General features: G+C 67.2%; 14 protein-coding genes and 1 pseudogene. 7 read left to right on the top strand and 8 right to left on the bottom strand.

The genetic code is table 11. The features are described from left to right. Positions 1 to 297: 297 nt before the first annotated feature. Genes aroQ through accC form a run of 4 tightly spaced genes read left to right on the top strand, consistent with a single transcriptional unit; the run spans position 298 to position 3,080 of the window. Positions 298 to 747 (top strand): type II 3-dehydroquinate dehydratase, encoded by a 450-nt coding sequence (aroQ, locus tag QRO95_RS23450; protein WP_049423471.1) that lies wholly within the window; start codon positions 298 to 300, stop codon positions 745 to 747. Further along, positions 744 to 1,169 carry a lysozyme inhibitor LprI family protein gene (locus tag QRO95_RS23445; RefSeq protein WP_080355197.1) on the top strand — a complete coding sequence of 142 codons (426 nt, stop codon included), beginning with the start codon at positions 744 to 746 and terminating at the stop codon, positions 1,167 to 1,169. The genes aroQ and QRO95_RS23445 overlap by 4 nt, the downstream gene beginning before the upstream one ends. A 53-nt stretch (positions 1,170 to 1,222) precedes the next feature. Continuing rightward, positions 1,223 to 1,702, top strand: a complete 480-nt coding sequence (accB, locus tag QRO95_RS23440; protein ID WP_032129560.1) for an acetyl-CoA carboxylase biotin carboxyl carrier protein — start codon at positions 1,223 to 1,225, stop codon at positions 1,700 to 1,702. A 10-nt stretch (positions 1,703 to 1,712) separates the two neighbouring features. After that, the gene (accC, locus tag QRO95_RS23435; protein WP_032129559.1) at positions 1,713 to 3,080 is read left to right on the top strand and encodes an acetyl-CoA carboxylase biotin carboxylase subunit; all 1,368 of its coding nucleotides are present in this window, start codon (positions 1,713 to 1,715) and stop codon (positions 3,078 to 3,080) included. Between the two features lie 129 nt (positions 3,081 to 3,209). Here accC and QRO95_RS23430 read toward each other — a convergent pair whose 3' ends face one another. Together QRO95_RS23430 and QRO95_RS23425 are read right to left on the bottom strand one after the other, a co-directional pair. Next, complete coding sequence (locus QRO95_RS23430) at positions 3,210 to 3,584, bottom strand: hypothetical protein (RefSeq protein ID WP_010481078.1); 375 nt, start codon at positions 3,582 to 3,584, stop codon at positions 3,210 to 3,212. Further along, complete coding sequence (locus QRO95_RS23425) at positions 3,581 to 4,546, bottom strand: hypothetical protein (protein WP_032129558.1); 966 nt, start codon at positions 4,544 to 4,546, stop codon at positions 3,581 to 3,583. Before QRO95_RS23425 ends, QRO95_RS23430 begins: the two co-directional genes overlap by 4 nt. A gap of 163 nt (positions 4,547 to 4,709) precedes the next feature. Between QRO95_RS23425 and prmA the strand changes: the two genes are divergently transcribed. From prmA to fis, 3 genes are all read left to right on the top strand, one after another. Then, complete coding sequence (prmA, locus tag QRO95_RS23420; RefSeq protein ID WP_201119393.1) at positions 4,710 to 5,630, top strand: 50S ribosomal protein L11 methyltransferase; 921 nt, start codon at positions 4,710 to 4,712, stop codon at positions 5,628 to 5,630. A gap of 42 nt (positions 5,631 to 5,672) precedes the next feature. Then, complete coding sequence (locus QRO95_RS23415) at positions 5,673 to 6,458, top strand: DUF3426 domain-containing protein (RefSeq protein ID WP_285303599.1); 786 nt, start codon at positions 5,673 to 5,675, stop codon at positions 6,456 to 6,458. Positions 6,459 to 6,572: 114 nt separating this feature from the next. After that, positions 6,573 to 6,848 (top strand): DNA-binding transcriptional regulator Fis, encoded by a 276-nt coding sequence (gene fis, locus QRO95_RS23410; protein ID WP_005419706.1) that lies wholly within the window; start codon positions 6,573 to 6,575, stop codon positions 6,846 to 6,848. Between the two features lie 185 nt (positions 6,849 to 7,033). Here fis and QRO95_RS23405 read toward each other — a convergent pair whose 3' ends face one another. The 6 genes and pseudogenes from QRO95_RS23405 to QRO95_RS23380 all read right to left on the bottom strand — a co-directional run bounded on the left by QRO95_RS23405 (position 7,034) and on the right by QRO95_RS23380 (position 12,834). Beyond that, complete coding sequence (locus QRO95_RS23405; RefSeq protein ID WP_032129555.1) at positions 7,034 to 8,029, bottom strand: phosphatidate cytidylyltransferase; 996 nt, start codon at positions 8,027 to 8,029, stop codon at positions 7,034 to 7,036. After that, positions 8,026 to 8,655: a 1-acyl-sn-glycerol-3-phosphate acyltransferase gene (locus QRO95_RS23400; RefSeq protein ID WP_201117484.1), complete on the bottom strand. Its 630-nt coding sequence runs from the start codon at positions 8,653 to 8,655 to the stop codon at positions 8,026 to 8,028. Before QRO95_RS23400 ends, QRO95_RS23405 begins: the two co-directional genes overlap by 4 nt. Before the next feature lie 13 nt (positions 8,656 to 8,668). Continuing rightward, the gene (locus tag QRO95_RS23395) at positions 8,669 to 9,106 is read right to left on the bottom strand and encodes a hypothetical protein (RefSeq protein WP_285303598.1); all 438 of its coding nucleotides are present in this window, start codon (positions 9,104 to 9,106) and stop codon (positions 8,669 to 8,671) included. Beyond that, complete coding sequence (locus tag QRO95_RS23390; protein ID WP_285303600.1) at positions 9,103 to 10,407, bottom strand: phosphatase PAP2/dual specificity phosphatase family protein; 1,305 nt, start codon at positions 10,405 to 10,407, stop codon at positions 9,103 to 9,105. The genes QRO95_RS23395 and QRO95_RS23390 overlap by 4 nt, the downstream gene beginning before the upstream one ends. 23 nt (positions 10,408 to 10,430) lie before the next feature. Continuing rightward, a complete protein-coding gene (locus QRO95_RS23385) occupies positions 10,431 to 12,182 on the bottom strand; it encodes a bifunctional alpha/beta hydrolase/class I SAM-dependent methyltransferase (protein ID WP_285303597.1) in 1,752 nt (583 codons plus the stop codon). Positions 12,183 to 12,217: 35 nt separating this feature from the next. Continuing rightward, a pseudogene (locus QRO95_RS23380) lies at positions 12,218 to 12,834 on the bottom strand (CDP-alcohol phosphatidyltransferase family protein). Between the last annotated feature and the right edge of the window lie 162 nt (positions 12,835 to 12,996).

Here is a 12,996-nt window from a genome sequence, read left to right as displayed (position 1 = left end):
TCGGTGGGTGCGTAGCCTGCTGCGCACCGAACTTCCTTCATCCACGCATGGCGTGGATCTACCGCATCACAGCCCGTTGCGGCATCGGTCATCGCCCGGCCTGCCGCCATCGTCGGCCTACGTGCACGCATCCCCCAGCTGCACGGCGTTCAGCGCGCCTTGATCCAGCGCCCGCCATACGGCCGCAAGCCCTCCGGGGAATTTCAAGCAATCGATTGAAACGCTGCAAACTTCGCCGAACTGGACAGCATCCGCCGGTTCCGCCAGACTGCCGCCCTTTCCCGTCTTCCGGATCCCATGGCGAAGCTGCTGGTCCTGCACGGCCCCAACCTCAACCTGCTCGGCACCCGCGAGCCGGAGGTCTACGGCCACACCACGCTGGCCGACATCGACCAGGCGCTGGCCGCCCAGGCCTCGGCTGCCGGGCACGCGGTGGAGAGCCTGCAGTCCAATGCCGAGCACGTGCTGGTGGACCGCGTGCAGGCCGCACGCGACGACGGAACCGCTTTCATCCTGATCAACCCCGCCGCCTTCACCCACACCTCGGTCGCCCTGCGCGATGCGCTGGCGGCGGTGGCGGTGCCGTTCATCGAGATCCACCTGTCCAACCCGCATACCCGCGAACCGTTCCGCCAGCACAGCTACTTCAGTGACAAGGCCGTGGGCGTGGTCTGCGGTTTCGGCGCCGACAGCTACCGCTACGCGATGGACGCGGCGCTGCTGCGCGTGCAGGCGGCCCGCGCGTGAAGATGCTCCCAAGAGTGCTTGCCTGCATCGTGCTGTGGGCCGGCGTGTGCGGCGCCAGCATCGCCGCCGAGCGCGCGGCCGCTGGCATTGACTGCGCGCAGGCGACCGGCGGCTACGAGCGCGACATGTGCGATTCCGATCGCCTGGATGACGCCGACAGCGCATTGAACGCCGTTTACGTCCAGGCGCGCGGCGAACTGAAGGCGCAGGCCGCCGATGGCAGCTGCAGCCGCTGCGCAGCGGCCGAACAGCAGCTGGTGAAGGCCCAGCGCATCTGGATAACCCTGCGCGATGCAGACTGCGAGGCAGTCTACGCCTTCAATGCAGACGGCACCTCGCGCAACCCTGCGAAGATGCAGTGCCTGATCACCCAGACGCGCGACCGTACGCGGCAGCTGCGCGAGTTCTACGAACTGCTTTGACCCGAGCGCGATGCGCTTCCCACCACACTGACATCAAGAGCAAAGAGGCCACCATGGATCTCCGCAAAATCAAGAAGCTGATCGACCTGCTGGAAGAGTCGAACCTGGCTGAAATCGAAATCAAGGAAGGCGAAGAGTCGGTGCGCCTGTCGCGCGCCCCGGTGGCCGGCTATGCCGCCCCGGTCGCCGCCCCGGTGTACGCCGCTCCGGCCGCTCCGGCGCCGCAGGCGATGCCGATGCAGTCGCCGACCGAAGCCTCCACCGGTGGCACCGCCAAGCCGGGCCCGGCGCTGCCGGAAGGCCACGTGCTGCGCTCGCCGATGGTCGGCACCTTCTACGCGTCGTCCGCCCCGGACAAGCCTGCGTTCGTCAGCGTTGGCCAGCAGGTCAAGGAAGGCGAGACCCTGGCCATCATCGAAGCGATGAAGATGTTCAACCCGATCGAAGCCGACAAGTCCGGCACCATCGTCGCCATCCTCGGCGAGAACGGCCAGCCGGTCGAATTCGACCAGCCGCTGTTCGTGATCGGCTGAGGGGCACGCCATGCTCGACAAAGTCGTCATCGCCAACCGAGGGGAAATCGCGCTGCGCATCCTGCGCGCGTGCCACACCCTCGGCATCCGCACGGTGGCCGTGCATTCCACGGTCGACCGCAACCTCAAGCACGTGGCCATGGCCGACGAGTCGGTCTGCATCGGTCCGGCGCCGTCGCCGCAGAGCTACCTCAACATCCCGGCACTGATCGCCGCGGCGGAAGTCACCGACGCCCAGGCCATCCACCCGGGCTACGGCTTCCTGTCGGAGAACGCCGACTTCGCCGAGCGCGTGGAAGAGTCCGGTTTCATCTTCATCGGCCCCAAGGCCGACACCATCCGCATGATGGGTGACAAGGTCGAAGCCATCCGCGCGATGAAGTCCGCCGGCGTGCCGTGCGTGCCCGGCTCGGGCGGCCCGCTGGGCGAAGACATCGTCGCCAACACCAAGATCGCCCGTGAGATCGGCTACCCGGTCATCATCAAGGCGGCCGGTGGTGGCGGTGGCCGCGGCATGCGCGTGGTGCACGCCGAAGCCTCGCTGAAGACCTCGATCGAAACCACCAAGAGCGAGGCCAAGGCCGCGTTCGGCAATGGCGAGGTCTACATGGAGAAGTTCCTGGAGAACCCGCGCCACGTGGAAATCCAGGTACTGGCCGACGGCCAGGGCAACGCCATCCACCTGGGCGAGCGTGACTGCTCGATGCAGCGCCGCCACCAGAAGGTGGTGGAAGAAGCGCCGGCACCGGGCATCACTGCCGAGCAGCGCGAGCAGATCGGCAAGGTCTGCACCGAAGCCTGCGTACGCATCGGCTACCGTGGTGCCGGCACGTTCGAGTTCCTGTACGAGGACGGCCGCTTCTACTTCATCGAAATGAACACCCGCATCCAGGTGGAACATCCGGTTACCGAAATGGTCACCGGCATCGACCTGGTGGCTGAGCAGCTGAAGATCGCCGCCGGCCAGAAGCTGTCGATCAAGCAGAGCGACGTAGTGCTGACCGGCCATGCCATCGAGTGCCGCATCAACGCCGAAGATGCTGAAACCTTCGTGCCGAGTCCGGGCACCATCACCGGCTTCCATCCGCCGGGCGGCCCCGGCGTGCGCGTGGACACCCACATCTACAGTGGCTACCGCGTGCCGTCGAACTACGACTCGATGATCGGCAAGCTGATCGTGCACGGCCCGGACCGCGAAACCGCCATTGCCCGCATGCGCGTGGCACTGAGCGAAATGGTGGTCGATGGCATCAAGACCAACGTCGCCCTGCAGCAGCGGATCATGCGCGACAAGGGCTTCCAGGCCGGTGGCCAGAACATCCACTACCTGGAAAAGCGCCTGGCCGAACGCAAGAACAAGCCGATCGCGCTGACCTGATCGGCGCCACGTGCTGGACATGAAAAGGGCGGGGATATCCCCGCCCTTTTCTGTTGCTGCAGCGCCGAGCCCATGCTCGGCTTGCCGGAAAGCTCAGCCGAGCGTGGGCTCGGCGCTACAGCAGGCGCATCAGCGCTTGTCGGCAGCTTCGGCCGGAATCTGCGAGTTCGCCAGCGGACGCACGCCATTGGGCGACGTCGGGTCGACGATCACCATGGTCTCGGTCGAACCATCCGGCCACACCACCTGGAAGGTGCTGCCCGCCGGCAGCGACGCGAACGGCATGCCGCTCTGCGCGCGATAGACCGCGGCCACCTGGCTGGCACCGGCACGGCGCACGTCTTCCTGCGCCTTCACCGTGGTCAGTTCCACCTTCGACAGATGCCGGTAGCGATCTTCATAGGTATCGATCATCAACAGGCCAACCGCGCCGGCCGAGTAGGCCACGAACAGGGCCACCCAGAACCAGAACTTGGCCCCGTGCAGGAATCGGCGGTAGTTCATTGCTCGTTCCTCTTTCCAACCAATCGCTTGATCCATTCCTTCATCTTCCCAGCGCCCTGCCGCGATACCGCAGCGTCATACACGAAATCCCGGAAATCCTGCGTACCATCCTGCGAACAGATCCCTCCGTTCGCACAAAAACTGTTGACCAGCACACTGTCTGCCCCACACGGTAGACCGAGTTCGCAGGCCGCAAGCCGCCATGCGAGTTCACTGAGCTGCTCGCCCGCCACCAGGCCGTTGAGCGCGCGGTCACCCGAGGCGCGCACGCCCATGCCCGGTGCGATCGCCATGAAGGCCTCCGGGTCGCGCGAGGTGCGCACCCGTTCAACCAGGTCACGGCGGTACTCGGGGCTGTCCTGCAGCGGTTCGCCCTCGGCGAACAACGCAGCCTCAGCAGCCAGATTGCCCTGTGCGGCCGCCTTGCGACGTTCGGACAGCACCAAGGCCGTGCCCAGCTTGTCGCCCGGCACGAAACCACCACAACGCTGCGCGACGCGTTCGCGCGCCTGCACCATCGCCGGTGCGGCGGTCAGGCCCAGCCCGGCCAGCACGTTGTTGTCCAAGCGGTAGCCACCCGGATCGACCGCGTACTGCGCGCAGTAGTCATAGACACGGCTGAGCATCCAGCGCGCCTCGTGGTTGCCTTCGTCCGCCTGGGCACGCAACCGCTGAGCATAGGCATACAGGTCGGTGGCGTCTTCGATATCGGCGCGGAGATCCAGGGGCAGCCCGGACGGCAATGCGTTGCCACGCTCGAAGGGTGCCAGGCGGCGCGCGAGCGCCTCCGGCATCACCGGCAGCGGCGCCGCACTGTCAGCGGCCGCGACCGCACCTGCCAGATCCGCCGACGCTACCGAAGACGTCGCAGCATGGCCGCTGGCCCGATAACCGGCCACGCCCAGCACGGCCACAGCCGGCAGTACGAGCAACCAGGTTTTCAGGGTCGGAGCGAAGGCCATCGGCGGCGGTAGGCGATGCGGCGCATAGGAAAGCACGAAGTTTAGCAAGGCCCGACGGGCCTGTCTGAACGGGCTTCGTTCATCTCGGAGCGGCATCTCAGGCAATACGGAGACGCCCCGATGGTCTAGCATGGCCCCCTTTCCCGCGATTGCCCCCACCACCATGCCGTTCCTGGAACTGACCCTGCGCTGCACCGAAGCCACCCAGCCCCGCTATGAAAATGCGCTGGAGGACGTTGGTGCACTGGCCGTGACCCTGCTCGATGCCGAGGCCGATACCAGCAACGAACAGGCCATTCTCGAACCGGGCGTGGGCGAGACCCCGCTGTGGGACACGCTGGTGCTGAGCGCGCTGTTCCCCGCCGACAGCAACGCGCTGTTGCTGCTGGCCGCACTGGAATCCTTCGATCCGGAGCTGGACTGGAGCAGCGGCAGCTTCCGCGCGGTCGAGGATGAAGACTGGGAACGTGCCTGGCTCGACCAGTTCCAGCCGATGGACTTCGGCAGTCGCACCTGGATCGTGCCGTGGAACCATGAACTGCCGGAGGCCGCACTGGCCGCCGATGCCGCCGTGGTGCGGTTGGACCCGGGCCTGGCGTTCGGTTCGGGCACCCACCCGACCACCGCACTGTGCCTGCGCTGGCTGGACCAGTTGGCGGTCGATGGCCTGCTGCAGGGCCAGCGCGTGCTCGACTTCGGTTGCGGCTCGGGCATCCTCGCACTGGCCGCGCTGAAGCTGGGCGCCGCCGAAGCCATCGGCGTGGACAACGATCCGCAGGCCCTGGTCGCCACCGCCGACAATGCCGAGCGCAACGGCGAGCAGGCCCGCATGCATGTGTACCTGCCGCAGGACGAACCGGTCGCGACCTATCCGATCGTGGTCGCCAACATCCTCGCCTCGGCGCTGGATGCGCTGGCCGAACTGCTGGCTGCGCGCGTTGCTGCCGGTGGCCGCATCGCCCTGTCCGGCATCCTGCATGGCCAGGAAGGCGAACTGCTGCAGCGCTATGCAGCATGGTTCGACGATCTGCAGGCCACCCAGGATGGCGACTGGATGCGCATCACCGGCGTGCGCCGCGCCTGATCGTGGTTGAATGACCGCTGGATCCGAGCCCGCGCCCTGAGCATGTCCGAGCCGAACCCACCGCGCCGTCCCCTGGCCACCTTCCTGCGCACGACGCCGGAGGGTGAGCCTGCGCCTGCGACCGATGCGCGTGCGACCGATGCGCGCATGCAGGACGAAGCCGGGCACCCAACGCCTGTGGAGCAGATGCAGGCCGAGCCCATCGACCTGGTACGCCCACCGGCGACAGAGATGCGACACGACGATGACGTTGTCATCGTTGATGAAGCAGCGGCCATCGAACCGGCGCCGGTCGCGGTGCAGGCAACGGCGGTCGCCAATGATGCCCCCAGCTTCCTCGGCAGCGCGCGCACGCGCACGCTGCCAACACCCCGCTGGCACTGGCTGCTGGTCGCCGGGCTGGCATTGCTGCTGGTACTGCAGAGCGTGCTGGCCGACCGCGCGCGGCTGGCCGCCGACGCCGGCAACCGCGCATGGCTGGGCACGCTGTGCGGCGTGCTGCGCTGCAGCCTGCCTGCCTGGCACGAACCCGCTGCGTTCACCATGACCAGCCGCGAGATCCGCCCCCTGCCGGGCCAGGCCGGTGTGCTGCAGGTGCAGGCCAGCATCCGCAACGATGCGCGCTGGGCACAGGCGTGGCCGGACCTGCGGTTGTCATTGTCCGATGCCGATGGCCGGGTGATCGGCAGCGGCGTGTTCACGCCCGCGCAGTACCTGGGCGAGAACCCCGGTGCAGCCCTGCTGGAACCGGGCCAGAGCGCGCGCGTCGCCTTCCGGTTGCAGGAGCCCGCTGCGTCCACCGTCGCATTCACCTTCGACTTCCTCTGACCGGGGAGAGGCGACCAGCCGTGGCAGGCCGGGCACGCTCGCGCTAGACTGGCCGCCACCACCTCGTCCGGCCGCGCGCTCCGCGCGCACGGGCCAACCGAATCGGGAACCCCCTTGAACGCTGTCCTTTCTCGTCCTGACAACAGTCGTGGCGCTCCCCGGCCACCGCTGCGTGAACACGTCGCCCAGTCCGTGCGCCGCTACCTGCGTGACCTTGATGGCTGCGATGCGGACGATGTCTACGAGATCGTGCTGCGCGAGATGGAGATTCCGCTGTTCGTGGAAGTGCTCAACCACTGCGAAGGCAACCAGAGCCGCGCCGCCGCGATGCTGGGCATCCACCGTGCCACCCTGCGCAAGAAGCTGAAGGAATACGGCATCAGCGCGTAAGCGCGCACGAGGGTAGTGCCGGCCGCTGGCCGGCAACCCCATGAACGATGGCAGGATGTTGCAGTTGCCGACCAGCGGCCGGCACTACCGGTAGATCAACGCCATGCGTGGATGAAGGCCCGGCAGAGTAAACCGCCCCCGCCCGCCAGTAGATCCACGCCATGCGTGGATGGAAGCCGGCAGAATCAACCGCCGCCGCCCGCCTTCCAGTAGTACCGCACCACATGGAAGAACACCGGCGCGGCGAAGCACACCGAGTCCAGCCGGTCGAGCATGCCGCCATGGCCCTCGATCATGTGGCCCCAGTCCTTGATGCCACGATCGCGCTTGATCGCCGACATCACCAGGCCGCCCCAGAACCCCATCAGGTTGATCAGCAGCGACAGACCGAACGCCTGCAGCGGCGTGAACGGGGTGATCCACCATAGTGCCGCACCCAGCGCACTGGCACTCAGCACACCGCCCACGAAGCCCTCCACCGTCTTCGACGGCGACAGCTTCGGCGCAATCAGATGCCTGCCCAGCAACTTGCCCCAGATGTACTGCAGCACGTCCGAAGACTGCACCACGATCACCAGGAAGGCGAACAGCAGCACGTTGCGCGACGGGTCATGGCCGGGCACGTGCAGGTTCAGCAGCAGCGGCACGTGCGAGATGCAGAACACGCAGATCATCAACCCCCACTGCACCTTCGCGGTCCGCTCCAGGTAGTGCGTGGTGTCACCGCCAATGGTCGACAGGATCGGCAGGAACAGGAACGCATAGACCGGAATCAACAGCGTGTACATGCCGTACCAGTCGATCCAGACCAGGTAGTACTGCCACGGCAGCACGATGTAGAACGCGGCCAGCAGGGCGTAGTAGTCGCCCGAGCGGGTCGGCGCCAGGGTGATGAACTCGCGCAGTGCGAACAGCGAGATGATCGCGAACAGCACGATCACCCCGGCACGACCGAAGAACAGCGCCAGCCCGACCACGATCGCCATCACCCACCACGCGCGGATGCGCGAGACCAGGTTGGCGATCACCGCGCTGGGCTGCCCACGCTGGCGCCAGCGCAATGTCTCGGCCACCAGCGTGGCCAGCACCAGCACCGCACCCACGCCAGCAAACAGCAGGCCGGTCTGCTGGCCGACACTCTGCGTGGCCAGGTCGCCGGACACATCGATCAGGAAGCTCATGCCCTGCCCCCGTTCGGCGCCAGGTCCAGCAGCGCCTGCCGGCTGCGGGCCAGGAAGGCGGCCTTGTCCTCGTCGGCCTGCAGCCGCAGCGGCGTACCGAAGGTGGCCGTGCACAGCAGCGGCAGCGGCAGGAAGCGGCCCTTGGGCATCACCCGCTTCAGGTTGTCGATCCACACCGGTACGAATTCCAGCTCCGGGCGTTGCCGTGCCAGGTGATAGATGCCGCTCTTGAACGGCAGCAGCGGCTCTTCGCCCACGTTGCGGGTACCTTCCGGAAACAGAATCAGCGAGCAGTCTTCGTCCACCGCGTCACGCAGGGCCTGCAGTGGATCCTGCTGGCGCTGGCCGGCCTCGCGCTCGACCAGCACGCCGTTGAACACCGCATCGATCAGGTAGCGACGCAGGCCATCGCGCTGCCAGTATTCGGCCGCGGCCACCGGGCGCACCTGGCGCCGCAGTGCCGGTGGCATCGACGACCAGATCAGCACGAAGTCACCATGGCTGGCGTGGTTGCCGTAATACACGCGCCGTTCGCTGGACGGCGCACAGCCGATCCACAGCGCGCGGGCGCCGGTCACTACATGGATCGCGCCACTGCAGGCGCGCGCAATCAATTCAGCGAACATCGGTCCCTCCCGTTCACGTCTGCGGCCACAACACGGCCAGCACCAGCAGTGCGAACTGCACTGCGGTCAGCAGGTACTGGCGCAGCAGCAGGCGACGCATGCCGGCCCAGCGCGCATCCCAGCCGCGCAGTGGCGCATCGGGCTGCATGCGGCGCAGGCCACTGGCGTGCAGCAGCTGGTCGGTGCGGCGCGCGGCGGCTTCGCCGTCCAGGCTCTCATCGCGCAGCAGCTGCAACAGGCTGGCATCCAGCGCCACCCGCCACGCGTGGTAGATCTGTGCGATGCCCGCGGCAACACTGAGCAGCAACAGGCCGGCGGCAATCATCGCCAGGCCAGGTTCAGTGCCGAGCAGCAGCAGCGCCACCAGCAGCAGGCCCAGCGACAGGCCCGCCGGCCAACGGCCCTGCCGCAGCAGCAGCTGCATGGTTGCCAGATCGGGAACCGTACTCACGTGCGTACTCCCGCTGCAGCAGTGATGGCATGCAGATGCGCCGCGCCCAGCACGATGCCCGGACGTGCCGTGCGCACGATCGCCACCGCGGCATCGGTATCGGTGGCACGACCACTGCGCAGCAGCCAGGCCGCCACACTGGCAGCACTGCGCGAATAGCCCAGTGCGCAGCACACCAGCAACGGTCCATGCGCACGCAGCCGCTCGATGACCTCGGCCGCCTCGCGCAACTGGTGCGGCGTGGGCACCACCAGGTCCAGCATCGGCACGCTGGCATACGCCGCGCCCGGTGCACGACAGGACAGTTCGGCACAGGCATCGACCACGCCGACCAAGGGTGCCGGCAATGCAGCGCAGGGAACACGCCCCAGCCATACACCGTCCATCACCGGCACCGGCTGCGGCGCGCGGCGCGTCCACAGCCGCGAATTGATCCAGGCCGCACCCAGGTACGGCGCCAGCAACCAGCGTGCCGCCATGGTCAGGCGACCATCGGCACGCTTCTGGAACACCGCCGTACCGAGCCCCGCATACGCCAACGCCACCAGCAGCAGCGATACCACCGGCCACAGCAGCCACAACGCCGCGCCACGCAGGAGCACCACCGGCACCAGCAATGCAGCGGCCCCCAGCAGGTACAGCGCTGCCAATCGCCAGCGTCTGGCATCACGCGCAGTGCGCCAGGCGCGCAAGGGTGGCGTGCCCTGCTCCGGCCATAGCCAGACGCACAGCCAACCGGCCAGCAGGCCGGTCGGGATATCGATGAAATGATGCTGGAATGTGGTCAGCACCGAGACGCCGATCAGCAGCGCCCACACATGCAGTACCCAACGCCACACCCCATGCAGGTACTGCGCGAATTTCACCCACAGCACGATCAGCAACACGATGTGCAGTGATGGCGCCTGGTTGAACGGCTTGTCGAAGCCCAGCAGCACATCGAACAACCAACCGAACACACCGCCGATCTCCGGCCGCTCGAAACTGAAGCGCAGTGGCCACAGCAGGAAGCAGGTCACCGCGATCAACTGTGCACTGAACAACCGCAACGCATGCCGGTCCAGCTCCAACCGTTGCCGGCACAGGAAGAAGGAAACCGCATAGAACAGATCGATCGACCAGTACGGCACGATCGTCCACGGTACGAACGGAATCTGCGTTTCCCATCCGAACGCCATCACCGGCAGTTCGGCATGGCGGCCAGCCATCCAGTTGGCGAAGCCATAGCTGGCGAAGAAGAATGGGCCCAGCAGGGCCAGCCACAACAGGGCGCGCCGCCAGGGGCGCCCCTCTGCGGCCAGCGGGGATGCGGCGAGCGTCGCCATCACGCGGTCCGGCGCGCCAGCGACACCGTGAAGATGCCGAAGTCGTCGATACGCTGCGCCACCTTCTCGAACCCGGCCAGGCACACCAGCTCGTCCATTTCCTGCTGGGTACGGCGGCGCATCACCCACGCGGCGCCGCCACGGTGGCTGGTCAGTGCGCGTGCGATGAACTCCAGCTGCGGGTGCCACGGCTGGCCGGTATAGGCCAGGTAGCCGCCCGCCGGCACCGTCGCAGCAATGCCCTGCAGCGAGCGCAGCACCGCATCGTTGTCGGGGAACAGTTCGTACAGGCCCGATACCACCGCCAGCGTCGGTGCTGGATCGACCTTGGCCAGCTGTGCCGGGTCGAACGCATCACCCTGCTCGAAGCGCGCGATGTCGGCCGCCCCCAGGCGCTCGATCAAGGCCTGACCCTGGGTGACGTTCAGATCACTGAAGTCGCGCAGCACGATGCGCTCGGCGCGCTGTTCGCCCTGGCCCAGCGCTTCCAGCACGTAGCGGCCATGGCCGGCGGCCACGTCCAGCACGCGCACCGGCGTGCCCTGCCCGCGCAGGCGCTGGGCAGCGTCGCGCAGCAGTTCCTGCAGGTGCTGGCCGCGAATGCGGATGCCGCGCCAGCCGATCGCATCCAGATAGTTGCGATCGACCATGCGCCCCAACGGGCCCTTGCCGCGCGCCTCATCGCGATAGATATAGTCGAGCGTGCTGCCCGAATCGAATCCGGTCTGCAGACCCAGCGCGATGCCTTCGGACAACGTTCCGCCGAAGCGCAGGCCGCCACGTACCACGCGCCAGCGCAGGTCGGCCAGGCTGTTGCGTTCCGGTGGCCAGGCCAGGATCTCCGATTCTTCGAAAGTCGGCCCATGGCGGTGCGCATCGCGCCGCGACAGTTCGCGCAGCGGCTCGGCGAAACGTGCCTGGATGAAACTGCGGATACGCGCCAGCGCCGGCGCCCGATCGCGCTCGCCCAGCGTGTCGTGGAAGAAGCCCGGCAGATGCACGCGCTCCTTGATCGGGCTGGACAGGCGCTCGTAGAAGCGGTCCTGCGGGCCACGGTGCACCACGAAATCCGAGCCGGACACCAGCAACTGCACCGGCACGCTGATCGCCTGCGCATCGGCGACGATGCGGTCGGCCGCTTCGTACAGGCCCAGCAACACGCGCACCGAGATCGGCCGGGTGATCAGCGGATCGGTGCGGTAGCTTTCCACCCGCGCCGGATCGTGGGTCAGCCACTGCGGCTTGACGTAGCTGTTGACGAAGAAATTGCCGCGCAGCTTCTGCATCAAGGCCAGGCCCGGGCGTGCGAACGGCACGTACAGCTTCACCTTGAACGCCGGCGAAGCCATCACCAGCGCGCGCAGGCGCGGCGCGTAGTCGTGCACCCAGGTGGCGGCGACCACCGCCCCCACGCTCTGTGCGATCACCACGATGTCTTCCACCGCGATGCCATGCTCGGCGCCGATGTGGGCGATGAAGCTGTCCAGATCACGCACCAGCGCCGGGAAGCCCGGGGCATCGCCTCGTGCGCCGGGCGAACGCCCATTACCGCGTGCATCCCAGGCGAAGAAGGCGGTGTCGGGCAGGTCCAGCTCATCGACCAGGTGGGTGACCCGGCCAGAATGTTCATGGCCGCGATGCAGCAGCACGACAGCCTTGGTGGCTGGGGTCGCGGTGGTGCTCGCCCAGTACCGGTAGAACAGCGGTACCTGGTCGAAGCTGTGGAATTCCCGTTCCTGCGCCTGACGCATGCAATCTCCTGATTGTCTTTTTTGTATCTGCTTGATTAATTCGGCGAAACCGCCGCTTCCCGCAGTCCGCGACGGACGCGATTGATCATCGTCAGCACGCACAGCACCGCCATGGCCGCGGCCACGCCAGTGACAGTCATCGCAGCCCCCCAGCCGAACGCCAGCAGCAGGCCCAGCACGCCGATGACGAACGCGCGGTCGCTCTTGCCCATCGGGCCGTCATAGCGGCGGCTGGCACCGACCATCAGCCCCAGCACCCCGGTGTACTCGCTCAGGGCCGCCGTCCAGGCCAGCAGCCACAGCGCTTCCGGGCGCACGCCCGGCACGCTGAGCAGGCTCAGGTACAGCGCCGCGTCGGCATCACATCGCACAGCTCGTTCAGATAGGCTCCCAGCCTCGACTGCTGGCCGAACTCGCGGGCCAGCATGCCGTCCACCGCGTTGAGTGCCATGCGCAGCAGCATCCACAGCGGCAGCAGCAGGTACAGCAGGGGCTGGGACGGCGCGCAGCACCACACGGCGGCGGCCACCAGCAGCGAGACCACGGCGGCGGCCACGGTCACCGTATTGGCGGTGATCCCCATGCGGTACAGACCGCGTACGGCTGGACGCAACAGGTCCTGGAAACGTCCTTTCAATGCATAGATCGACATGATCCGTACCCGCTGATCCTTGGCAGTGCGGGCACAGCCTACCCCATCGTCGGCAGATTCCGACAACCCGGCTCCGGTCCACAGCCCAGCCCCCGGACCGGTCCGGATCTATGTGCCCGACCCGGCCTTACGTCGATTGCCATGGCAAATTGCCCCTTCCAG

Origin of the sequence: Stenotrophomonas maltophilia group sp. Smal13 (assembly GCF_030236855.1) — a bacterium.
GTDB classification, from domain to species: Bacteria; Pseudomonadota; Gammaproteobacteria; order Xanthomonadales; family Xanthomonadaceae; genus Stenotrophomonas; species Stenotrophomonas maltophilia_A.
The sequence above is the reverse complement of the archived record's forward strand: the minus strand, read 5'-3'. Positions and strand labels throughout refer to the sequence as shown.

Coding starts and splice junctions, on each gene's coding strand:
- QRO95_RS23400 (WP_201117484.1), bottom strand. CDS start 8,655: ATGTTCGCTGAATTGATTGCGCGCGCCTGCAGTGGCGCGATCCATGTA.
- QRO95_RS23430 (WP_010481078.1), bottom strand. CDS start 3,584: ATGAACTACCGCCGATTCCTGCACGGGGCCAAGTTCTGGTTCTGGGTG.
- QRO95_RS23415 (WP_285303599.1), top strand. CDS start 5,673: ATGTCCGAGCCGAACCCACCGCGCCGTCCCCTGGCCACCTTCCTGCGC.
- accC (WP_032129559.1), top strand. CDS start 1,713: ATGCTCGACAAAGTCGTCATCGCCAACCGAGGGGAAATCGCGCTGCGC.
- prmA (WP_201119393.1), top strand. CDS start 4,710: ATGCCGTTCCTGGAACTGACCCTGCGCTGCACCGAAGCCACCCAGCCC.
- QRO95_RS23405 (WP_032129555.1), bottom strand. CDS start 8,029: ATGAGCTTCCTGATCGATGTGTCCGGCGACCTGGCCACGCAGAGTGTC.
- accB (WP_032129560.1), top strand. CDS start 1,223: ATGGATCTCCGCAAAATCAAGAAGCTGATCGACCTGCTGGAAGAGTCG.
- QRO95_RS23385 (WP_285303597.1), bottom strand. CDS start 12,182: ATGCGTCAGGCGCAGGAACGGGAATTCCACAGCTTCGACCAGGTACCG.
- aroQ (WP_049423471.1), top strand. CDS start 298: ATGGCGAAGCTGCTGGTCCTGCACGGCCCCAACCTCAACCTGCTCGGC.
- QRO95_RS23425 (WP_032129558.1), bottom strand. CDS start 4,546: ATGGCCTTCGCTCCGACCCTGAAAACCTGGTTGCTCGTACTGCCGGCT.